We start from the raw sequence: 22,253 nt of genomic DNA, 5'->3' as shown, positions 1-22,253 counted from the left end.
GGCCATGGAGGAAGACCTGGACCTCCCCGACATACAGGGCAACGTCATTCGTGGTTATGGAAAGTTCGGCTTTCCCAAGGCCCGCTACTTCTTCGTGCAGATTGCCAGGAACAAAGGCAAGGAAGGCCGCGAGTTCGTTGAAGAAGTGCGCCACAAGGTAACCACGGCCGAGCGTTGGGAAAAGAGCCCGGAGGGAGCCGGCAACCCCTCCAACCCGATGCCACACGTGACCTTGAACATTGGTTTCTCGTGGTACGGGCTCTACGCGCTCGAGTTGCCGACGCGCACGCTGCGCGCCATGCCGGCCGAATACATCGACGGCATGGCGAAACGCTCGTTCATCCTGGGCGATGAGGGCCCCAGCGATCCAAAGAACTGGGACAAGGTCTGGGGGGCAGACCCGACGGACCCGACGCGCGGGGCGCACATCTGGATATCCATGAACGGACGGCCGAACGGATCCGCCGATACGTTCGAGGCTCTCGAAGCGCAAACGAAGTGGCTCTGCGATCTGATCGAGGAGTCGGACGGCGTCAGCCTGCTGGAGGGCCACGGACCGGACGGCGCCAAGTACCAGGAAGCCTCGGTGCTTTACGCGAAGGATCCCGAGCACGGGATCGTACCCTTGTCGAAGGAGCATTTCGGATTCGACGACGGCATCGGCGATCCTGTTTTCGATCGCCAGTTCACACTGGCGACGGAGGAAAAGCGTGTCGTGGGCCGCGGCAAGCTGACGCCGGACCAGGAGTGGGCAACGATCGCCACGGGCGAGTTCCTGCTCGGCCACGTCGACGAGTCGCAAGAAATCCCACCCTCTGCGCCGCCGATCGAGTTCACGCGCAACGGCACCTTCATGGTCTATCGAAAGCTCCACGAGAACGTGAGGAGCTTTCACGACTACATCGACGAGAAGGCCAAGGTCTACGCCAAGGTCATGGACGTGCCGGTCGAGGAGGCCAAGGAGACGCTGCGCGCCAAGATGGTCGGCCGCTGGTCCGACGGCGTTCCGCTGATGCAGGCGCCGACCTACGCCGAATGGAAGAAATTCAACGAGGAATGGGACGACATCCCGGCAATCAAGCTCAAGAGGCTCAAAAAAGAAACGCTTTCCAAGGACGAGCAAAGGCGCTTCAACGATTACCAACGCCTTCTGATCGATTTCAAGTACGGCGACGACCTCGAAGGCACGCGCTGCCCGGTCTCGGCGCACATCCGCCGCGCCAACACCCGCGACATGCTCGATCCCAGAATCGCGCTACCGGCCAAAGACGAATTGAGCGGCTCGTCGCTCAACAAGCGCCGCCGGATCCTGCGCCGGGGTCTGCCCTATGGGACCTACGACCCGGAGACCGGCAGCGACGATGGCGAGCACGGCATCATCTTCATGGCGGTCTGTGCCAGCCTGTTCCGCCAGTTCGAGTTCGTGCAGCAGCAGTGGATCAACTACGGCCTGGATTTCAACGTCGGCAACGACACCTGCCCGGTGATCGGCAAGCACGAGGAGAACGCCAAGTTCGTCATCGCCTCGGATCCGAAAAGCGGAAAGCCGCCCTTCGTGTGCGACCAGCTGCCGCAGTTCGTGACCACACGGGGCGGTGAGTACTACTTCATCCCGAGCATCACGGCCTTGCGCATGATCGCGACCGGGATCGTCGATCCGACCTGAGCGAAACCGGGTTTCACAACCCGGCGCCGGGCCTGGGGGGAGCCATGACCTATATCCGGAACCTCTTCGTCAAGCTGTGGCAGATTCTCGTCATTCTCTACGAAGGGCTGTCGAGCCTGGTGCGTTTGATCGGCCTGGTCGTCGGCGCGCTCCGCGGTGGCGAAGGCGATGTCAAGACGCGCATCGGGGCCGCCCTGAAGGCGACGAGCGGCCAGCGCCTCGTGTTCGCCGTACTGCGCGCCTTCGCGCCCAACCTGGCGATCAAGAAATCCCTCGTGAAGGCCTACGACAACAGCAGCACGGCCTTCGTCACACGCTACAAGGACGTGCTCGAGGTGCTCGACCGCGACGACGTCTTCGAGGTCGTCTACGAGCCGCGCATGCGCGCGATCACCGGCAACGAGAACTTCTTCCTGGGCATGCAGAACACGGCGCGCTACACCCGCGACGTCTCCAACATGCGCCTCGCCATGCGGCGCGAGGACGTGGCCGAGATCGTGAAGCCCTTCGCCGAGCAGCAGGCCACGGAGCTGGTCGAGGCCGCGAAGGGCTCGATCGACGTGCCCCAGGACCTGACCCTGGTGGTGCCGACCCGGATGGTCGGACGCTACTTCGGCACGCCCGGCCCGTCGGAGCAGGACATGATTGACTGGACCACGATCATGTTCTGGTACCTCTTCATCGACCTGGGCGCCGAGGAGGCGGTCATCGCCAAAGCCGAGGACGCCGCGCAGAAATGCCGCGGCTACCTGGACGAAGCGATCCGCGAGCGCAAGGCCCAGCCGACCCAGGACGACGATGTGCTGAACCGCTGCCTGGCGATGCAGGGCGCGGACCTGCCGGGCATGGACGACCTAGGGATCCGCAACAACCTGATCGGCCTGATCATCGGTGCGATCCCGACGATCTCCAAATCGGCCAACCACGCGCTCGACCAGCTGCTCGACCGGCCCGAGGCGCTCGCCGCCGCCCAGGCCGCGGCACAGGCGGACGACGACGAGCTCCTGGCCCGCTACGTCTTCGAGGCGTTCCGCTTCAACCCGGCCAACCCGGTGATCTACCGGCGCGCGGCGGCGGATACGGTGATCGCCCGGAGCACCCTGCGCGCCCGCAAGATCCCGAAGGGCGCCATGGTCTTCGCCGCCAACCTCTCGGCCATGTTCGATCCCATGCAGCTGCCCTCACCGAACGAGTTCCGGGTCGACCGGCCGTGGGCCGACTACATCCTCTGGGGCTACGGCATGCACACCTGTTTCGGGGCCTACATCAACCGCGCGGTGATCCCGATCATCCTCAAGCCGCTGCTGAAACAGCGGAACCTGCGGCGCGCGGCCGGCGACGCGGGGCGCATGGACAACCAGGGCACGCCCTTCCCCGTGCACCAGCGCCTGGAGTTCGATGTCGGCGCATGACAGAGGACCTTGAATGCGAGGAACCCGGAACGAGTTCGGTATTCTGACCGGAAGCGAGCTGCTCCCCGGTATCATCACACTCCAATCGGTCGGCCCATAATCTTACGCTCACCGCGGCGGCAAGAAGCGCGTCCGTCACCGCCCGCCGGCCGGTCCCTCGCCGATCACCACGGGGCCTTTCGGCCGCACCCGGTCCAGGGGATAGCGGTCCTTGTAGTAGGCCTTGAACTTGGCGGCGTCGCCGCCCGCCTCTGCCAGGTAGTGGCGCACGTCCTCGGCGCAGCGCAGGCCGCTGATGTAGGCGCCGTGCACCGCGAGCGGCTGGTAGTCGGGGTCATAGGCCGGGGCGGTCGCCTCGCCGGCCCAGAACAGCGGCAGGGTGTCGCGCGGGTCCTTGAGCGCCTCGCGGGCGTTCTGCGGCGCCATCGGCCGCGCGTCCTTGGGGAAGTACTTCACATAGGAGTTGCCGCCCTTGGCGAAGGGGTCCTTCGACCAGTCCTGGCGCAGGTACTTGGGGTGGAAGCGCCCCTGGGAATCCTTGCGCCCCGCCATCACCTTCTCGATCGTCCACTGCTTCTTGTAGGCCTTCTTGTCGCGCGGGCCGTAGATCCTGCCGACCGCGTCGAACACCCGGGCGACCGCCTTTTCGTCGCTCATGCCGGCGATGGCGTCGTGGTCCTGGTTCATCATCAGCGCGGTCAGCACGTGGGGGCCGTTCAGCTCCTTCGGGTAGTTGGAAAAGAAGGTGCGCGCCTTGCCCCGGGGGTTGCTCAGCACCGACATGAACTTGGACCACTGCCCGCCGTCGTCGTCCCAGAGGCGTTGCCTGAAGGCCAGGGCGAACTTGGTGATCGGCCCCATGCGGACCATCTGCAGCGCCTTGCGCTTCTTGGCCGGGAGCAGCGGACCGAAGATCGCGTCGCCCTCGCCCGCGACCGGGTCCAGCATGCCGGCCGAGAAGGTGCAGACCGCGGTGCGGCCGCGGAAGGTCCGGCCGTCCTTGGTGCCGATCTCGAGGGTGCCGTCGTCCAGGCGCCGGACCTTGACGATCTTGCAGTGGCCGGTCCCCGCGCCGCTGCGGACCAGGACGCCGCCGGCGCCGAGAAACTCATTGGCGATGTCGTTGGGCAGGGTGTCGAAGCCGCAGATCCGGTGGGGATTGCCGTCGTCGCGCTCGATGCGGAACTCGCCCTGCTCCATCAGCTGCTCGGGGATCCGGTCCTCGCTCGAACCGAGGATCGAGACCTCGTCGAGCCCGCCCGGCGTGTGCGCCGAGAGGGTGTAGCGCAGCAGCTCAGCCGCCTCCTTCTTGAGCTTGCGCTTCTGGATGCAGGCCTCGGCGAAGGCCGCGGCCGAGACGTCGGTCTTGGTCTTTTGGCGGTACTTGCGGAAGTCGTTGAGCGCGAGCTGGATGCCGAGCACGTTGGTCTTGAAGACCGATTCCGCCAGGGGAATGGTCTTGCGCCACTTGGGGAAGAACAGCCGGTTGCGCGGGATGCGCGCGATACCGACGCCGCACTTGTAGAGCGGCGCCGGCGTGAAACCGTGATGGCGCAGCTCGTTCCAGAACTCGCCGTAGCGGTCGCTGTCGATGTGGTGCTCGACGTGGATGTACTCGGCGCCCGCCTCGACCGGCACCGGGTGCCCCTTGAGCGTCAGGAAATCGCGCACCGAATACATGCGCCCACCGATCCGGTCGGCGCCCTCGATCAGCAACACGTCGAACCCGGCCCTGCGCAGGTCGCGCGCGGCGGTCACCCCGGCGATCCCCGCGCCCATCACGACGCAGTCGAAGAGCTTGTCGTCCGGCATCTCCCGGCCCTCCCCAAGAGTCCGAAGCGGTGCTGCCTGCCCGGCTTCCGAAATTCCTGGCGTCAGACTAGACCGGCGCTTCGGGCCGCGATGTGTGCTTTGCCACGTCGCCGCAGGGAATCTGGGCCGATGCGAAGTGCGAAGGCCGGGTCAGTCTTCGACCATGGTGGGCGGATAACCCAGATCGCTGACCCAGGCGAAGAGCGCGAGGGTCGGCTCGGTCCCGGTTTCCATAGCGTGGGCGACGCCGCTCTCGTGCAGGATCACGCTGCCCGGCGGGCGCTCGGCCCAGGCCTCCGCGCCGCGCCGCCAGCGCGCCGTGCCGCCGAGCACACCGTAAACTTCGACCGCTGGGTGGGCGTGGGCCGGATAGTGGACGCCGGGCGTCTGGATCGTCAGGCCGCAGAGCAGCCGCGAATCGCGGTAGAGGCTCTCGAAGCCGTGGGTGCCCGGTCCGACCAGGATAGCGAAGGCGTAGTTGTCGAAGAAGTGCCGATAGGCGGGCGGGTCGCCGTAGGCGCTCTCACAGCTGTACCAGACCAGGGCGTCGCGGGCCTCGGCAATGGCGTCGAGCAGGGCGTCGTGGCCGCGCCCGCGGCCGAGCCCCAGCGCCTCCTCGAGGTGGCGCTCGACCGGTGCGAGCGAGGCGGGCGCCGGCGAATGCGGCTGGGCGCAGCGCTCGAGTCCGGCCACGATCGTCGGTACGTGGGCCGAGGCTTCGTGATGCGCCGCAACGCACTCGGCGTAGAAGGCGCGGATCTGGCGGATCAGGTCCAGAGGCAAGGAGGGCTTCCCGAGCCGTCAAGAATGCCCGCATCTGAGCCCGGATCGCGCGCCGCTGGCAAGAGAAAGCCAGGCTTTCGCGCCGACGCGGCCTCGCTGGTGCCAGGGACGAGTTCCTCCTGACCGCCACCGTGAAGAACCTTAAAAGGCTCGCCAAGCAAACCACAAGGCCGCCGCCACAGCCCAGGATCGCCTGAGCCATGCCGCAAAGCCCCTTCTAACCTCTCTAACAAGGCAAATCCGCGTCACCTGTTCGCCGAGGCGGAAATGAAATGTCCGCTCCTTCTATAGGCGGACACCAAAACAACGTTCCAATCCGAATTCTTCGACAGCCTTAGCCACAACCGATCGTTCGAACGGTGGAGGTCAATGTCTGCTATGTGGCGTGCTCAGATTCTGCTGCATTCTTTGAAGGTATACCATCAGTTTGGGAAGCTGTGAGGGTAGCTCCAGCCACGTTCCGACTCCGAACACTTCCCAGGTGCCCGCTGTCAGGTGGGCATCGCGACGAGCAGGGGAGTCTGCAGATTGCCGACGGTCGATCTCGGCGAACCCAACGAGGCTTTGATGCCGCCTTTTTTACCTTCGATCATATCCAGCGTATGATGCACGCCGAATGACGAAACGACTACGGAACGCTGCTAGACAACACGCCCAGCGATAACGAATTCACGGATACTAACATGACCGAGCGCAAAGCCCTCATCACTGCCATCATCGGCGCAGCCGTCATGTCCGCCCTCGGAATCGGCTTTGCGCTGCTGACCGAATCCGAGGCCATCCTGCTGGACGGGATTTTCTCCGGCATCGCACTCATGATGGCCATGATCACGTTGAAGGTGGCGAGTTTGGTGGGGGCGTCGGACGACGAGCACTTCCAGTTCGGCTACGCGCACTTTGTGCCCCTCATCAATGTGATCAAGTCACTGCTGATGGTAACGCTGTGCAGTTTCGCACTGGTTTCGTCGGTCTCCGCTTTGTTCACCGGCGGCCGTCCACTGAACGTGGGATCGGCGGTGATCTACGGCGTGCTGTCCACCGGTGCCGGAATAGTGCTGGCGATGTATCTGTGGAAAGCGGCCAAGAACACCGGCTCGGCGCTGGTGGAACTGGATGCACGAGGCGCATTGATCGACATGTTCATGAGCGCAGCCGTGCTGGCGAGTTTCGTCGGTGGCTGGTTCCTGGCGCGCTCGGAGTATGCGGAGTACCTCGTTTACGTGGACCCGGCGCTGGTGACCCTGCTGTGCATCATTTCACTGCCGGTGCCCCTCAAGCTGCTGTTCGCCAACCTGCGAGAAGTCCTGTTGGCCGCGCCGGACCAGCAGTTGCAGGACCAAATCCAGGAACGGCTGTCGGCGGCATTTGGCGAACTGGATGTGGCGGACTGCCGTATTCGCATGATCAAGCTCGGTAACGTCATGAACGTGCTGGTACATGTGCAGCCGTCAGATCCCGGCAACATGCCGCCGCTGGATCGGGTCGATGGCATGACACGTCGATTCAAGGAGTCGCTCGCAGGCCTGGGTTTAAGGGGCGCGGCCGACATCGTGTTCGTAGCGGATATCCGCCTGGCCGATTGATCGGTCCCCCATCAGCACTGACCGGGAGGCAGTCCTGAGTATACCGCTCCCGTTCGGCTTCTGACGGCTGTCAAAATCAAAACATGTCAAGAACGAGATCTGCATGGCTTCAGGGTTCTCGTCAAGCCGACGACCACGTCCGAAAGCGGCCAGACAGCTCGCGCCTCGGACGCTATCTTGAAATGGCATCGAGACCAAAGCCGGTCGGGAGAGCAACAAGATCATGGACGGAAGAGACACGAGCGCCGGAGCCCCGCAGCTCGACCCTCACCTCGACCCGCGGGCCTGCGAGGCGGCGCGGCTGGCCCGCGACCGGCGCTTCGACGGGCGCTTCTTCGTCGGCGTCGTCACCACTGGCATCTTCTGCCGGCCGGTCTGCCCGGTGCGGCCGCCCAAGGCGGAGAACGTGCGCTTCTATCCCAGCGCGGCGGCGGCCGCCGAGGCGGGATTCCGGCCCTGCCTGCGCTGCCGTCCCGAGTCGGCGCCGGGCACCCCGGCCTGGCTCGGCACCGAGGCGACGGTCGCCCGCGCCCTCCGGCTGATCGAGGAGGGCGCGCTCGACGGGAGCGCACGCGAGGGCGGCTCGGTCGAGTGCTTGGCGGCGCGTCTCGGGCTGGGCGCCCGGCAGCTGCGGCGACTGTTTCGCCGGCACCTCGGCGCCTCGCCACTCGGCGTCGCGCAGACCCGCCGCTTGCTGTTCGCCAAGTCGCTGCTCACCGACACAGCGCTGCCGCTGGCCGAGGTCGCGGAGGCCGCCGGCTTCGGCAGCCTGCGGCGTTTCAACGCGGCCCTGAAGCGCGCCTACGGCCGCCCGCCCGGGCAGCTGCGCCGGGCGAGTCGCGGCGCGGCCGCGGCGACGTCCGGCGACGGCGCGGCGGCGGCCGAACCCCTGCGCCTCGCCCTGCCGCTGCGCGAGCCCTACGCCTGGCCGGGCCTGCTCGGCTACCTCGAGGCCCGCGCCACGCCGGGAGTCGAGGCGGTGGCTGGCGGCGCCTACCGGCGCAGCCTGACTCTGGACGGCGAGCCGGCCTGGGTCGCGGTCACCCGGCCATCGGCCGAGCCGGCGCTGCGGCTCGAGGTTTCGACGCCCGGGGCGCGCGGCCTGCTGACCCTGGTCAACCGCCTGCGCCGCATGTTCGATACCGACGCCGACCCCCAGGAGATCGCCGCCCACCTCGGCCGCGACGCCGTCCTGTCGGATCTGGTCGCGGCGCGGCCGGGCCTCCGCCTGCCGGGCGCCTGGGACGGCTTCGAGCTGGGTGTGCGCGCGATCCTCGGCCAGCAGGTCACCGTCAAGGGCGCGACCACGCTGGCCGGCCGCCTGGCCGCCGCCTTCGGCGCGCCAATGGATAGCCCAGAAGTCTGGGGCCCCAACGCCTGGGGCCTGACCCGTCGCTTTCCCACGCCCGCGTGTCTGGCCGAGTGCGACCCCGGCGTCGTCGGCCTGCCCAAGGCGCGCGCCCGGGCGATCCGCGCCTTCGCCGCCGCGGTGCGCGACGGCGCCCTTGCCTTCGACGGGTCGCAGAGCGCGCGGGAACTGGCCGCCGCCCTGACCGCGCTGCCCGGCATCGGGCGGTGGACCGCGGACTACATCACGCTGCGCGCGCTGGGCGACCCCGACGCCTTCCCCGCCGGCGACCTCGGGCTGATCCGCGCCGCCCGGCGGCTCGGCATCGCGGACGACGAGAGCTCGCTCAGGACGCGGGCCGAGGCCTGGCGGCCGTGGCGCGCCTACGCGGCGCAGTACCTCTGGCTGAGCGATCTCGCGGCGCCCGACGCAAAGCCCGCCCGGCGAACCGAAAGAAGAGAGGCGAGAGCACGTGATCTACACGCACCTGGATAGCCCGGTCGGCAGGCTCCTGCTGGCCGGCGACGGCGAGCGCCTCAGACTGATCTCCTTCCCTGGCGGTACCCGGCGCCGCGAGGCCGAGGCCGGCTGGCGCCCGGACCCGACACCCTTCGCCGAGGCCGTCGCTCAGCTGCGCGCCTATTTTGCCCTCGAACTCAGAGACTTCTCGCTGCCGCTTGAGCCGGAGGGTACGGCCTTCCAGCGAAGCGTCTGGGACGCCTTGCGCGAGATCCCCTACGGCGCCACGGCCAGCTACGGCGAGATCGCCCGCAGGATCGGCCGGCCCAAGGCCTCGCGCGCGGTCGGCGCCGCCAACGGCGACAACCCCCTCCCCATCGTGGTGCCCTGCCACCGGGTGATCGGCAGCAGCGGCAAGCTGACCGGCTTCGGCGGCGGCCTCGAGGTCAAGGCGGCGCTGCTCGCCCTCGAACGCGGCAACCGCGCCGGCGGCCAGGCCAGCTTCGCGTTCTCCGCCTGAGCAGGGGATCGGATGCTTGCCACCCCCCCGGCCAGCGGCTAGTACCCACTATCAGGATTAGGTGCGCCGTCTGATTGCCGAGGCGCTTGTCCGGCTAGGAAGCGGTGCGAGAGCGATGCCGGGCATCGGTGAGCGCCGCTGACGACGTCCGGGCGGGCGCCTCGGCAACCCTGCGGGCGCGTTATAAAGACTTTCGGCCCCGTTGAGACCAATGGGGTCGCGCGGCCCTTGTGATGTCCCGCATCACGGCGGACCACGCTCCTAACCGAAAGACTTGATAACGCGTCATACGACACACCTAATCCTGATAGTGGGTACTAGAGCAGTTCCGGGCCGTGGCGCGACCCGGCCTCCAACCCACATCCAGACAGCGCGATCGGCGCCGGGGGAATTCATGGCGAGTCACAGGGAGCCAACGGGGGCCGAGGCCCTGATGAAGACGGCGGCCGATGCCGGGATCACGGTCTGCTTCGCCAACCCGGGCACGACCGAGATGCCCCTGGTCACGGCGCTCGACTCCCAGCCCGCCATGCGCGGCGTGCTGGTGCTGCAGGAGAACGTGGCGACCGGGGCAGCGGACGGCTACGGCCGCATGGCCGGCACGCCGGCGCTGACCCTGCTCCACCTGGGTCCAGGCTTCGCCAACGGCATTTCGAACCTGCACAACGCGCGCCGCGCGCGTAGCGGGATCGTCAACCTGATCGGCGAGCATGCGACCTGGCACGCCGAGGCCGACGCGCCGCTGGCGAGCGACATCGAGGGTCTCGCGGCCCCGGTATCGGCCTGGATCGGGCGGGCGCAGTCGGCCGACGACCTGCCCGCCCTGATGTCCCGCGCCGTCGCCGAAGCGGGCCGGGGATCGGGCAAGATCGCCACCCTGATCCTGCCCCACGACCTGCAGGGCGAGCCCTGCGCCGGAGCGGCCAGGCTCGGGGAGCGGCCCGGCCGTTCGGCCGTCGCCGAGAGCGCTGTCGCCGCCGCCGCCGAGGCGCTCAAGGCCGAGGGGGCCTTCCTCTTCCTCGGCAACGCCGGGCTCAGCGAGGCCGGGCTGAAGGCGGCGGCACGCGTCGCGGCGGCGACCGGCGCGGTCCTGATGAGCCAGTCCTCCCTCGCCCGCGCCGAGCGCGGCGGCGACCTGCCGCACTTCAGGAAGCTGCCCTACCTGCCCGAGCTCGCGCTCGAGGCACTGGCAGGCTGCCGCACGCTGGTCCTCGCCGGCGCGCCTTCGCCTGTCTCCTTCTTCGGCTGGCCGGGCTACCCCAGCTCGATGGTTCCGGAGGAAGCCGAGGTGATCACCCTCGCCGAACCGGACGACGACGTGGCCGGCGCGCTCGAGGCGCTCGCGGTGGTGCTCGGCGCCCCGGACTATGCGGCGCCGGCGCCGGCGCCGCGCCCGGCGCTGCCGAGCGGCCCGCTGACCGCGGAGACACTCTGCCAGACCGTGGCGGCGCTGCAGCCGGAGAACGCGATCGTGGTCGACGAAATGATCACGACCGGCTGGAGCTATCACGACTTCTCGGCCGGCGCGCCGCGCTTCACCCAAATGCAGATCACCGGCGGCGCAATCGGGCTGGGACCCGCGCTCTCGCTCGGCGCCGCCGTGGCCTGCCCCGACCGGCCGGTGATCGGCCTGCAGGCCGACGGCAGCGGCCTCTATACGGTCCAGGCGCTGTGGAGCCAGGCGCGCGAGGCGACGAACGTGACCACGGTGATCTGCTCGAACCGGCGCTACAAGATCCTCGAGATGGAGATGCAGCGCGCCGGCGTGAACCGGCCCGGCGAACAGGCGGCGGCGATGACCAGCCTGGACAAGCCGCCGATCGACTGGGTCAGCCTGGCACGCGGCTTCGGCGTGCCGGCGGTCGCCGCGGAGACCGCCGAGGACCTCGCCGAGGCCTTCCGGGACGCCCTCGCCGAGCCGGGCCCCCGCCTGATCGAGGCGGTCTTGGCGTGAACCGCCAAGGCGCACCTTGCGGTGGGAACGCAGGCGCAGGATACTTGGCGTCATGAAGACACTACTGCTGCTGCGCCACGCCAAGTCGGACTGGAGCGATCCGGCCCTGTCGGATTTCGACCGGCCGCTCAACAATCGGGGGCGAAAGGCCGCGCCGGCCATGGCACGGGAGGTGCTGCGGCGCGCCTGGGTGCCCGACCTGGTCTACTGCTCCGCCGCGAAGCGGGCCCAGGAAACTTGGCAGGCCGTGGCCGAGGTCCTCGGCAACGAGGCCGTGACGGTCGAGACCAAGATCCTGCGCGGGCTCTACCTCGCCTCGCCGGCGCAGATCATGAACCAGTTGCACCGCGCGCCGGAGGGGGCGAAGCGGGTCATGCTGATCGCGCACAACCCCGGGATGGAGACCTTCGCCCAGCGCTTGGTCGGCGCCGACTCGAAGGACGGGGCGACCGCGCGTCTCGCTGAGAAGTTCCCGACCGCGGCGCTCGCCGTCTTCAAGTGTCCGATCGAGTCCTGGCGGGACCTGGCGTGGCACGGCGGGCGCCTGACCCACTGCCTGTGGCCGCGCGAGCTCCCGGACTCGTGACGCCCTTCGACGTCGTCGAGGCGCTCTGGTGCGAAGCCGGGCTGCCGAGCGATGCGCTTGACCGCCTGACCCTGACCGGGGTCGAACCCGCCCTGCCCTCCTCGCTCAGGGTCGGCGCCGCCGCCCAGGCCAGCATCGCCGCCGCCGCGCTGGCCGCCGCCGAGACCTGGCACCGCCGCGGCGGGCCGCGCCAGGGCGTCTCGGTCGACCTGCGCCACGCCGCCGTGGAGTTCCGCAGCGAGCGCTACCTCAGGATCGACGGGAAACCGCCGCCCGAGCTGTGGGACGACATCGCGGGCGCCTATCCCTGCCGCGACGGCTGGGTCCGGGTGCACACCAACTTCCCGCACCACCGGGAGGGTCTCCTAGCACTGCTGGGCTGCGCCGGCGAGCGGGCGGCGGTCGCCGCCGCGATCGCCCGGTGCGATGGGGAGAGATTCGAGACCGAGGCCGCCGAGGCCGGTCTCGTGGTCGCCATGCTGCGCCGTCCGGAAGAGTGGGCGGGGCACCCCCAGGGCGCGGCCGTGGCGGCGCTGCCGCTGATCGCGTTCGAGAAGCTCGACGACGCGCCGCCTGAGCCCCTGCCCGCGGCCGGCGCGCGCCCCCTGGACGCGCTCCGCGTGCTCGACCTGACGCGCATCATCGCCGGCCCGGTCTGCGGTCGCGCCCTGGCTGCGCACGGCGCCGAGGTGCTGCGGGTGACCGCCCAGCACCTGCCGTCGGTCGCGCCGCTGGTGGTGGACACCGGGCGGGGCAAGTGCTCGGCTCGGCTCGACCTGCGGCGCGAGGCCGACCGGGAGACCCTGCGCAATCTGATCGCCGGCGCCGACGTCTTCGTGCAGGGTTACCGGCCCGGCGCGCTGGCGGCGCGCGGCTTCGGGCCCGCCGAGCTCGCGGCGCTGCGCCCCGGCCTGGTCACGGTCTCGCTCTCAGCCTACGGCCACGCGGGCCCGTGGCGCGAGCGGCGTGGCTTCGACTCCCTGGTGCAGACGGCGAGCGGCATCAACGTCCTGGAGTCCGAGGCCGCCGGGAGCGACCGGCCGAAGCCCCTGCCCTGCCAGGCGCTGGACCACGCCTCGGGCTACCTCATGGCCTTCGGCGCCCTGGCCGCGCTGCTGCGGCGTGCCGAGCAGGGCGGCAGCTGGCACGTCCAGGTCTCCCTGGCGCGCACCGGACACTGGCTCACGCAGCTCGGACGCCTGCCGGACGGCTTGGCCTGCCCTGATCCCGGTTTCGACGACGTGGCCGACCTGCTGGAGGAGAGCGCCTCCGGCTTCGGCGCGCTGACCGCCGTCCGCCACGCCGGCAGGCTGGAGGCGACGCCGCCGCGCTGGTCTCGGCCCGCCGTGCCGCTCGGCAGCGATCCGCCGGCGTGGCAGGTCGAAACCGGGCACGCCTGACGGGCGGCGACACGACACGCGACGCAAGACTCTGAGAAGAAAGGGAGGGCACGTGATGACCGGAGAAGGAAAAACCGCCATCGTGACCGGCGCGAGCGCAGGGATCGGCCGCCAGGTGGCAATCACGCTGCTGCGCGCTGGCTATGCCGTCGCGCTCGCCGGCCGCCGGGCCGAGGCCCTGGTGGCGACCGCCGAAGCGGCCGGCGACGCCGGGTCGCGGGCGCTCGCGGTGCCGACCGACGTCGGCGACCCGGCCGCCGTGGCCCGGCTCTTCGCCGAGACCAAGGCGCGCTTCGGCCGCCTCGACCTGCTGTTCAACAACGCGGGCATCGGCGCGCGGCCCGTCCCCCTGGAAGAGCTCTCCGTCGAGGAATGGCGGAGCGTGGTCGACGTCAACCTGACCGGCCCCTTCCTCTGCACCCAGGAAGCCTTCCGCATCATGAAAGACCAGGATCCCCGCGGCGGCCGGATCATCAACAACGGATCGATCTCGGCCCACGTCCCGCGGCCCCATTCCGCGCCCTATACGGCGACCAAGCACGCGATCACGGGGCTGACCCGCTCGACCTCGCTCGACGGGCGCCGCTACGACATCGCCTGCGGCCAGATCGACATCGGCAACGCGGCGACCGACATGACCGCGCGCATGGCCGAGGGCGTGCCCCAGGCCGACGGCTCGACCGCGGTCGAGCCGACCATGGACGCGCAGCACGTGGCCGACGCGGTGCTCTACATGGACAGCCTGCCGCTCGACGCCAACGTCCAGTTCCTGACCGTGATGGCGACCAAGATGCCCTTCATCGGCCGGGGCTGAGCCCTATCCGGCTGCTGAGAACGCGCCTAGAGCAGATCCGGGTTCGACTGAATCGCCGGAGGCGATCCATCAAACCCGGTGAATCTGCTCTAAACCTATGTCGTAGAGCGGATTTACATGCTTGGTTGGCAACCACGAAGTGGTTCCATCTAAACATGATCCGCTCTAGCCGGCACCATCACCCTTCGACAAGCTCAGGGTGAGGGCTATTTGTTTCAGAGACTTACCCTCATCCGCGCGTAGCGCCGGGCTGCGCCCCATGTCGAAGGATGACCGTGATCAAGGACTCAGGCGTTTTTCAACAGCCTGCTAGCGACGGCCTCGGTCAGGCGGGCGACGCGCCGCCTTCGCGTTTGACGCGGGTCTTTACGACCGAGGGCCGCTCGGCCATGACGCCGCACCAGTCCTCGAGCGCGGGGAAGTCCCGCAGCATGGCCTCGCCGCTCGGCGCCATGCGGAAGTAGACCATCATGGGCCAGGCCCAGAGGTCGGCCAGGCTGACCCGCTCGCCGAGCAGGAAAGGCCCGGCCGCGAGGCCGCTCAAGACCTCCAGCACGAGTCGGGACGCATCCAAGGCGTCGTCGCCAGCGGTTTCCTCCCCCTCGACCTCGTCGACGAAGACCCCCCAGACCAAGGCGGGATAGGCGTAGTTGTCCATGATCCGCATGATCTGCCGGCACTGGGCTCGGTCCCGGGGCGAGGCCGGCAGGAGCGCGCCCGCGCCGAAGGCCTCGTTGACGTAGTCGGCGATGGCGTCGGTCTCGAACAGCCTGAAGCCCTCGTGCTCGAAGGCCGGGATCTTGCCGAAAGGGTGCCTGGAGCCGTAGTCCGCCGGGACCGTTTCCGGCGCGAAAATGTCGACCTCGACCAGATCGTAGGCCGCGCCGGCCTCTTCCAGCACGAGCCGCGCGATCCGGACGTAGACGCTGTAGGCCGCGCCATAGAGGGTCAAGCCGGCCATTTTTTCTCCCTTCCGCAAGCGGAAACATTGAGTTAGCTCAAGGCATCAGGGTAGACGTTATCACATAAGTTTGATTGACTCGCGTCGTCGGCCAACAAGAACAGGGACGGGCATGGCGCTGGAGACCGCGGTTGAGCAGGGAGGCGCCGAGGCGCCGAGAGGGATCGAAGTCCGCCAGCAGGACGGCGGCGCGGTCCTGGTCCTGAGCGGGAACTGGCTGATCGACAGCGGGATCTTCTCGAGCGCGCAGCTGTTCGACAAGCAGCCCTCGGCGCGCGACGCGCGGGCCTTCACCATCGACGCCTCGGGTCTCGCGGAATGGGATTCCAGCCTCATCGTGTTCCTGGTCGAGATCAAGAAGGCCTGCGACGCGGGGGGCAAGACGCTCGACCTCTCCGGCCTGCCGGAGGGCGCCCGCCGCCTCGTCGATCTGGCGCTCGCCGTCCCCGAGCGGGAAGGCGCGCGCCGCAAGGAAAGGATGGCCGGCCTGGTCGAGGTGGTCGGGCGGGAAGTGCTCAATGGCCTGAAGAGCAGCGGCGAGATGCTCGCCTTCCTGGGCCAGACGATCATGGCCTTCGGCAAGGCGCTCACCGGCCGCGCCCGCTACCGCTTTTCCGACGTCTTCCTGATGCTCGACGAATGCGGCCCGGAAGCCCTGCCGATCGTCACGCTGATCTCGTTCCTGGTCGGCATGATCCTGGCGTTCGTCGGGCTGGTGCAGCTGCAGCAGTTCGGCGCCGACATCTTCGTCGCGAATCTGGTCACGATCTCGATGGTCCGCGAGATGGGGGCCATGATGACGGCGATCATCATGTCAGGGCGGACCGGCGCCGCGTTCGCCGCCCAGCTCGGCACCATGGAGGTCAACGACGAGATCGCCGCCTACCGCACGATCGGGATCTCGCCGATCGAGTTCCTCGTGCTGCCGAGGATGCTCGCGCTCATCATGGCCGTCCCGCTGCTCGCGCTCTACGCCAACGTGGTCGGCATCCTTGGCGGCGCGATCGTGACCGTGAGCCTGACCGACGTCAGCCTGCTGCAGTTCTACAACCAGTCGGTCGGCTCGGCGGGGCTGGGGGACTGGCTGGGCGGCACCTTCAAGGCGGCGGTATACGGCGTCATCATCGCCATAGCCGGCTGCCTGCGCGGGATGCAGTGCAAGAAGAGCGCGGCAGCGGTCGGCGAGGCGGCCACCTCGGCCGTCGTCCTGGCGATCGTCTTCATCATCGTCGCCCAGGCGACGCTCACCATCGTCTACACGATCCTGGACATCTAGTACCCACCATCAGAGTTAGGTGTGTCGAATGACGAGTTATCAAGACTTTCGGTTAGGAGCGTGGACCGCCGTGATGCAAGCCATCACAAGGGCTGCGCGACGCGATCCGAAAGTCTCGATAACTCGCCCGCAGGGTTGCCGAGGCGCCCGCCCTGCGTCGTCAGCGGCGCTCACCGATGCTCGAACATCGCTTTCGCACCGCGCGCAGCGCCGGGCCTACGCCCCCCTAGCCGGACGAGCGCCTCGACAATCAGGCGGCGCACCTAACTCTGATGGTGGGTACTAGCCTATGGCCGAGACGAAAGACACCCCGCCGATCGTGGTCGAAGACGTCACCATGGCCTTCGGCGATTTCGTGGTTCAGCGCAATCTGAACTTCACGGTCGAACGGGGCGACGTCTTCATCATAATGGGCGGCAGCGGCTGCGGCAAATCGACCGTGATGCGCGCCTTGATCGGCATGCAGGAACCGGCCAAGGGTCGTGTCTGGTTCGAGGGCCAGGACCTCTGGGGGATCGACGTGCCGGCCCGGGAGGCGCTGCTGCGGCACAGCGGCGTCGTGTTCCAGAGCGGCGGCATGTGGAGCTCGATGACGCTGGCGGAGAACATCGGACTGCCGATGGGCCTCTATACGGACCTCAAGCCGAAGGAAATCAGGGAGGTGGCGCAGCTCAAGCTGGCCCTGGTCGGACTGGCCGGTTTCGAGGACTACTACCCGTCGGAGATTTCCGGCGGCATGCAGCGCCGGGCGGGCGTGGCCCGGGCGCTGACGATGGATCCGGCGGTGCTCTTCCTCGACGAGCCCTCGGCCGGATTGGACCCGATCAGCTCGCGCCGGCTCGACGACTTGATCCTGGAGCTGCGCGACAGCCTTGGGTCGACCATCATCGTGGTCACCCACGAACTGGCCAGCATCTTCGCGATCGGCAGCAACTCGGTCGTGCTCGACCCCGTCTCCAAGACCCAGATCGCCACCGGAGACCCCCGGTGGCTGCGCGACAACAGCGACAACCCCGACGTCCGCGAATTCCTGAACCGCGGCGAAGATGCGGATCAGGCGGCAACCGCATGAGGGAAGCAAAGAGGACAGTGTCATGAAGAAAGCAAATCCTACGGCGGTCGGCGCCTTCGCGCTCGGGGCCATCGCGATTGCCATCGGCACCGTCATCGTCTTCGGCAGCGGGCGCTTCTTCCAGGAGCGTGAGACACTGATCTCGTTCTTTCCGGGCAGCCTCCAGGGCCTGCGCGTCGGGGCTCCGGTCGAGATGCGCGGTGTCCTGATCGGCACGGTGACCAACATCCTGATCGAGTTCGACCCGGACGAACTGAAGTTCACCCTACCGGTGGTCATGGAGATCGACGTAAATCGCATCCGCGTCCCTAGCGAAGACGTGGAGGAGTTCGAAGATCGGAACTACCACGACCTCTTGATCGCACGGGGCCTGCGCGCGCAACTCGCCGTTCAGAGCCTGGTAACGGGTCAGCAGACCATTCAGGTCGATTTCTTCCCGGGCACGCCGGTCGAGTTCAAGGGCGGCGATCTGCCCTATGACGAACTGCCGACCGTGCCCTCGAAGTTCGAGGAGATCGAGACTTCCGTCGGCAACCTGGTCAACCGCGCCGGCGTCGCCCTGGAGGAGTTCCGGCTACTGCTAACGGCCGAAAACCGGCAAGCCATCGCTGATATGCTGCAGAATGTCGCGAACGCCAGCGGCAATCTCGATCCGCTACACGAAGAGATCGTCGCCACACTGCAGACGATCGGCGGCGTCGCGACGCGCGCGGACAACATCCTGGCCGCCAACGAAAAAGACATCGCGGAAGCAATCAAGGGCCTGCGCGAGGTCGAATCGGCCTTGGTCGAAACGGCGAAGGCCGCCAACACGATGCTCGAAGAGAACCGCCAGGGAATGAAGGACTTCTCGACCCGAGGTCTCTACGAGATTACGAACCTCGCGGTCGACGCCCAGGCCACAGTCGAGCAGATCCGAGTGGTCATGGAAAAGATGGAGCGCGACCCCGCGCGCTTCTTCCTGGGGACACAAGGAGATGTGGAGGTGCGATGACATGAGCAACTTCGAAAAGCCCGTGCGGGCGGCCTGGACCCGGCGCCGCTTCGCCACGGCCTGTGCAGGGACGGCCCTCCTGCTCACGGGCTGCCAGCTCCCTGGCGCCGGCGCGCCGCCGCGCCGCGTGAGGCTGCGTCCGGCCGACGAGTTCCCGCCGAACCTGCCGACGGTGGCCTGGACGCTCCTGGTAAGGGAACCGAGCGCTACCCAGTCGCTCAATACGGCGCGCATCGCCGTGCTGAACCCGAACCGCGAGGTGCAGTTCATCGCCAACGGAGAGTGGGCGAGCCGTGCGCCGGAAATGGTCATGGAGCTGCTGGTCGAGTCTTTCGAGAACTCGAACCGGATAGGCCGCGTCGGCGACCGCCGCTCGCGCATCCGCCCGGACTTCGAGCTGGAATCCCGGCTGGAGGCCTTCTTCATCGAGAAATCCGACGACGACAAGGACGTCGCGACGGTCAGGCTCCAGGCATCCCTGTTGCGCAAGCCCCAGCGCACCGCCATGACCAGCGGTCCGATCGAGGCCAGCACCGAGATCGCCTCGAGCGGTCGGGGCGGGGAACTGGCCCTGGACAACATCGTCGCGGCCTTCGACGAGAGCCTTCAAGAAGTCATGGTCCAGCTCGTCGAGTGGACGCTGCAGACCGGAGTCGGCGCCTGACGGGGCGTCTGAAACCGCCGAATCCGCTTTAGCAAGCCTGCTTCAGAATCGCGGCTGCCGCGGTCGCCAATACCCGGCAGCCGAGCACGATGTCGTCGGGCGCCGTGTCCTCGGCAAAATCGTGGCTGACCCCGCCGATACTCGGAATGAACAGCATGGCCGACGGCAGGTGCCTTGCCAGCACCTGGGCGTCGTGGCCGGCGGCGCTGGGCATGCAGGTCCAGGCGCCGGGCGCATGCGCCTGCGCGGCCTCGGCGATATGCCGCTGGAGCCCGGCGTCCATCACCGCCGGGCGCGTATGGTCGTGGCGCGGCGCGATGGAGACACGGATCGGCCCCGCGGCATGTGCCTCGGCGACCAGCCGGCGGGCCACCGCCTCCAGAGCGTCGAGCCGGTCTTCCTCGGCGTCGCGAAACTGAAAAACCATGGCGGCGCGTCCCGGCACGATGCTGGGCGCGCCCGGCTCGACCTCAATGCGGCCGACGGTCCAGACGCTGCGCGGGCCCGCCTCGGCGGCGAAGGCCACGTTCAGCTGCTGGGCCAGGGCGATAAGCGCCCGCGCCGCGTCCCGGCGCCGCGCCATGGGCGTCGTGCCGGCGTGGTTCTGCTCACCCTCGAAGACGATGTCGAAGCTGCGGATGCCGACGATCGAGGTGACCACGCCGATCCGACGGCCCTCTTCCTCCAGGTAGGGGCCCTGCTCGATGTGAGCTTCGAGGTAACCGAGATAGGGCCGCGACCCGAGGGTGGCGCGGGGCCGGCCGGCCAGACCGGCGGCTTCGAGCGCGGCCTCCAAGCTCTGCCCCTCGGCGTTGCGCGCCTCGCGCGGCACCTCGGGCGGCAGCTCGCCGCAGAAGGCGCTCGATCCCAGCATGCCGACGAAGGTGCCCTCCTCGTCGATCCAGGAGGCGACCTCGAGCGCCAGGTCCCGGGTCGCCGGGTTTTCGTCGAGCGCGCGGGCGAGCTCGAGCCCGTAGATCACGCCGAGCGCCCCGTCGAGCCAGCCGCCGGTCGGCTGGGTGTCGCTGTGCGAACCGACCAGCAGCGCCGGACCCGGCTTCTTTGAGCGGCCGAAGACCGTGCCGAGCCCGTCGATCCCGGCATCGAGCCCCGCCTCGACGAGGCGCGATACCAGCCAGTGACGCGCCTCGAGGTCGATCGGCGTCAGCGAGCGCCGCACCACCCCGGTGCCGCAGGCGCCGAAGCGGCGCAGCCGTTCGAGATCGGCCAGCAGACGTTCAGGATTGATCGCGACCAAGGGCTTGGGCCTCCCGTCCCGGCAGCTCGGCCGGCGGCAAGGCCGGCAGACCAAGGATGCTATCCGACAGCTTCTCCGCGGTCATCATCACCGGGCAGTTGATGTTGCTGCTGGGAATGGCGGGAAAGACCGAGGCGTCGACCACCCGCAGGCCGTCGACACCGCGCACCCGCCCCTCGGGGTCGACCACCGCCGTCGCGTCGTCGTCCGCGCCCATCTTGCAGCTGCCGCAGGGGTGATAGGCGCTGCCCGCCATGCGCCGGACGTAGGCATCGATCTCGTCCCTGGACCGCACGTCGCGGCCCGGGTCGGCTTCGCCGTCGTCGAAGGCCGCGAAGGCTTCCTGCTTCAGGGTCACGCGCGCCAGGGCGAAGGCGTCGCGCATACCCTGGCGGTCCTCCTCCGTCGCCAGGAAGTTCGGATCGATCGAAAGCGGCGCGCCCGGGTTCGCCGAGCGCAGGCGCACCCGACCCCGGCTGGTTGGGCGCATGGGGCCGGCGCCGAGACGGTAGCCGTGGAGGTTCGGGTTGACGTGCCAGCCATCGAAGAACGCGGCGAAGAAGTGGAACTGGATGTCGGGGTGGGCGACGCTGTCGCTGCTGCGCAGGAAGGCCCCGGCGTTTGCCTGGTTGCGCGCGCCCACGCCCTGCTTCAGGAGGAACCACTGGAGCCCGACCAGGGCCATGCGGTGCGGCTTCAGATAGCCGTTGAGCGAGACCGGCCGCTTGCAGCGGTGCTGCACGTGGATCTCCAGGTGGTCGTGCAGGTTCCCGCCGACGCCCGGCAGGTCGACCGCCGGCGCGATGCCGACGGCGCGCAGGTGATCGGCCGGGCCGATGCCCGAAAGCATCAGGAGTTGCGGCGAGCCGAAGGCGCCGGCGCTGACGATCACCTCGCGCTCGGCGAAGGCCTCGCGGGTCTCGCCGCCGATGCCATAGGCCAGACCGACGGCCCGCCCCTTGTCGAGCAGAATCCGCCGGCAGAGCGCGCCGGTCCGGACTGTCAGGGTGGAGTCGGGCGGCAATCCCCGCAGGTAGGCCTGGGCCGTGGAAGCGCGCACGCCGCCCTCCACGTTCATGTCGAAGCGGCAGAAGCCCTCCTGCTGCGCGCCGTTGACGTCGCCCGTCGCCGGGAAGCCGGCCTGGCAGCCGGCCTCGAGGAAGGCCCGGCTGAGCGGATCGAGCTCGGCCTGGCGGCGGACCCCGACGGGGCCCTCGCCGCCGCGGTAGCCGTCGGCGCCGGGCGCAAAGCGCTCCAGGCGCTTGAAGTAGGGCAGCACCTGGTCATAGCTCCAGCCACGGCAGCCCCGCTGCGCCCAACCCTCGTAGTCCAGCGCGTTGCCGCGCAGGTAGACCATGCCGTTGATCGAGGAGGAGCCGCCCAGGGTCTTGCCGCGCGGCTGGTAGAGCGCGCGGCCGTCGAGGTGCGCCTGCGGCACCGTCTCCAGGTGCCAGTTGTAGCGGCTGTCGCGCTTGTAGTGCGCGCGCAGGCCGCCCGGCATGCGGATGGTCCAGTGGCCGTCCTTCGGCCCGGCTTCCAGCAGCAGAACCGAGGCGCCGCTGTCGGTGAGGCGCCGGGCCAGGATGCAGCCGGCCGAGCCCGCGCCCGCCACGATGTAGTCGAAGGTTTCCCGCGTCATGAATCGGGGATAGCAGAGCGCGGAGGGCGGCGGCCATCACAGGCCCGTCAGG

At 68.6% G+C, this 22,253-nt stretch carries 18 protein-coding genes; 13 read left to right on the top strand and 5 right to left on the bottom strand.

Annotated features, from left to right (window positions below):
• The first annotated feature begins 4 nt into the window (after positions 1 to 4).
• Positions 5 to 1,666, top strand: coding sequence for a Dyp-type peroxidase (locus QNJ67_07785; GenBank protein MDJ0608864.1), 1,662 nt, complete (start codon positions 5 to 7; stop codon positions 1,664 to 1,666).
• 44 nt (positions 1,667 to 1,710) lie between these two features.
• Complete coding sequence (locus QNJ67_07780) at positions 1,711 to 3,078, top strand: cytochrome P450 (protein MDJ0608863.1); 1,368 nt, start codon at positions 1,711 to 1,713, stop codon at positions 3,076 to 3,078.
• A 135-nt stretch (positions 3,079 to 3,213) separates the two neighbouring features.
• Here the strand turns inward: QNJ67_07780 and QNJ67_07775 are convergent, their stop codons facing one another.
• Both QNJ67_07775 and QNJ67_07770 read right to left on the bottom strand, forming a co-directional pair.
• Positions 3,214 to 4,890: an NAD(P)/FAD-dependent oxidoreductase gene (locus tag QNJ67_07775; protein ID MDJ0608862.1), complete on the bottom strand. Its 1,677-nt coding sequence runs from the start codon at positions 4,888 to 4,890 to the stop codon at positions 3,214 to 3,216.
• 150 nt (positions 4,891 to 5,040) lie between these two features.
• On the bottom strand, positions 5,041 to 5,673 hold the full coding sequence (locus QNJ67_07770; GenBank protein ID MDJ0608861.1) for a dimethylsulfonioproprionate lyase family protein: 633 nt from the start codon (positions 5,671 to 5,673) through the stop codon (positions 5,041 to 5,043).
• 683 nt (positions 5,674 to 6,356) lie between these two features.
• Here QNJ67_07770 and QNJ67_07765 point away from each other — a divergent pair.
• From QNJ67_07765 to QNJ67_07735, 7 genes are all read left to right on the top strand, one after another.
• Positions 6,357 to 7,256: a cation transporter gene (locus QNJ67_07765; protein MDJ0608860.1), complete on the top strand. Its 900-nt coding sequence runs from the start codon at positions 6,357 to 6,359 to the stop codon at positions 7,254 to 7,256.
• Between the two features lie 223 nt (positions 7,257 to 7,479).
• Positions 7,480 to 9,099 (top strand): AlkA N-terminal domain-containing protein, encoded by a 1,620-nt coding sequence (locus tag QNJ67_07760; protein ID MDJ0608859.1) that lies wholly within the window; start codon positions 7,480 to 7,482, stop codon positions 9,097 to 9,099.
• Positions 9,077 to 9,583, top strand: a complete 507-nt coding sequence (locus QNJ67_07755) for a methylated-DNA--[protein]-cysteine S-methyltransferase (protein MDJ0608858.1) — start codon at positions 9,077 to 9,079, stop codon at positions 9,581 to 9,583. The genes QNJ67_07760 and QNJ67_07755 overlap by 23 nt, the downstream gene beginning before the upstream one ends.
• 394 nt (positions 9,584 to 9,977) lie before the next feature.
• The gene (locus QNJ67_07750; GenBank protein MDJ0608857.1) at positions 9,978 to 11,537 is read left to right on the top strand and encodes an acetolactate synthase large subunit; all 1,560 of its coding nucleotides are present in this window, start codon (positions 9,978 to 9,980) and stop codon (positions 11,535 to 11,537) included.
• Positions 11,538 to 11,589: 52 nt separating this feature from the next.
• A complete protein-coding gene (locus tag QNJ67_07745; protein ID MDJ0608856.1) occupies positions 11,590 to 12,123 on the top strand; it encodes a histidine phosphatase family protein in 534 nt (177 codons plus the stop codon).
• Positions 12,120 to 13,523 (top strand): CoA transferase, encoded by a 1,404-nt coding sequence (locus QNJ67_07740; protein ID MDJ0608855.1) that lies wholly within the window; start codon positions 12,120 to 12,122, stop codon positions 13,521 to 13,523. Before QNJ67_07745 ends, QNJ67_07740 begins: the two co-directional genes overlap by 4 nt.
• Before the next feature lie 55 nt (positions 13,524 to 13,578).
• The gene (locus tag QNJ67_07735) at positions 13,579 to 14,337 is read left to right on the top strand and encodes an SDR family oxidoreductase (GenBank protein MDJ0608854.1); all 759 of its coding nucleotides are present in this window, start codon (positions 13,579 to 13,581) and stop codon (positions 14,335 to 14,337) included.
• 325 nt (positions 14,338 to 14,662) lie between these two features.
• Here the strand turns inward: QNJ67_07735 and QNJ67_07730 are convergent, their stop codons facing one another.
• Entirely contained in the window at positions 14,663 to 15,298 is a 636-nt protein-coding gene (locus QNJ67_07730) for a glutathione S-transferase family protein (protein ID MDJ0608853.1), read from the bottom strand.
• A 112-nt stretch (positions 15,299 to 15,410) separates the two neighbouring features.
• Between QNJ67_07730 and QNJ67_07725 the strand changes: the two genes are divergently transcribed.
• The 4 genes from QNJ67_07725 to QNJ67_07710 all read left to right on the top strand — a co-directional run bounded on the left by QNJ67_07725 (position 15,411) and on the right by QNJ67_07710 (position 19,304).
• Positions 15,411 to 16,574, top strand: a complete 1,164-nt coding sequence (locus tag QNJ67_07725; protein MDJ0608852.1) for an ABC transporter permease — start codon at positions 15,411 to 15,413, stop codon at positions 16,572 to 16,574.
• 289 nt (positions 16,575 to 16,863) lie between these two features.
• Positions 16,864 to 17,646, top strand: a complete 783-nt coding sequence (locus tag QNJ67_07720; protein ID MDJ0608851.1) for an ATP-binding cassette domain-containing protein — start codon at positions 16,864 to 16,866, stop codon at positions 17,644 to 17,646.
• Between the two features lie 22 nt (positions 17,647 to 17,668).
• Positions 17,669 to 18,640, top strand: coding sequence for an MlaD family protein (locus tag QNJ67_07715; protein MDJ0608850.1), 972 nt, complete (start codon positions 17,669 to 17,671; stop codon positions 18,638 to 18,640).
• 1 nt (position 18,641) lies between these two features.
• Positions 18,642 to 19,304, top strand: coding sequence for an ABC-type transport auxiliary lipoprotein family protein (locus QNJ67_07710; GenBank protein ID MDJ0608849.1), 663 nt, complete (start codon positions 18,642 to 18,644; stop codon positions 19,302 to 19,304).
• Positions 19,305 to 19,332: 28 nt separating this feature from the next.
• On the opposite strand, the gene QNJ67_07705 is transcribed toward QNJ67_07710, so the two are convergent.
• The gene (locus QNJ67_07705; GenBank protein ID MDJ0608848.1) at positions 19,333 to 20,562 is read right to left on the bottom strand and encodes a Zn-dependent hydrolase; all 1,230 of its coding nucleotides are present in this window, start codon (positions 20,560 to 20,562) and stop codon (positions 19,333 to 19,335) included.
• A complete protein-coding gene (locus tag QNJ67_07700) occupies positions 20,543 to 22,201 on the bottom strand; it encodes a choline dehydrogenase (protein MDJ0608847.1) in 1,659 nt (552 codons plus the stop codon). The genes QNJ67_07705 and QNJ67_07700 overlap by 20 nt, the downstream gene beginning before the upstream one ends.
• Positions 22,202 to 22,253 lie beyond the last annotated feature (52 nt).

It is taken from the genome of Kiloniellales bacterium (assembly GCA_030064845.1).
Lineage (GTDB): Bacteria > Pseudomonadota > Alphaproteobacteria > Kiloniellales > JAKSDN01 > JASJEC01.
This window is presented reverse-complemented; position numbering and strand designations above follow the sequence as displayed.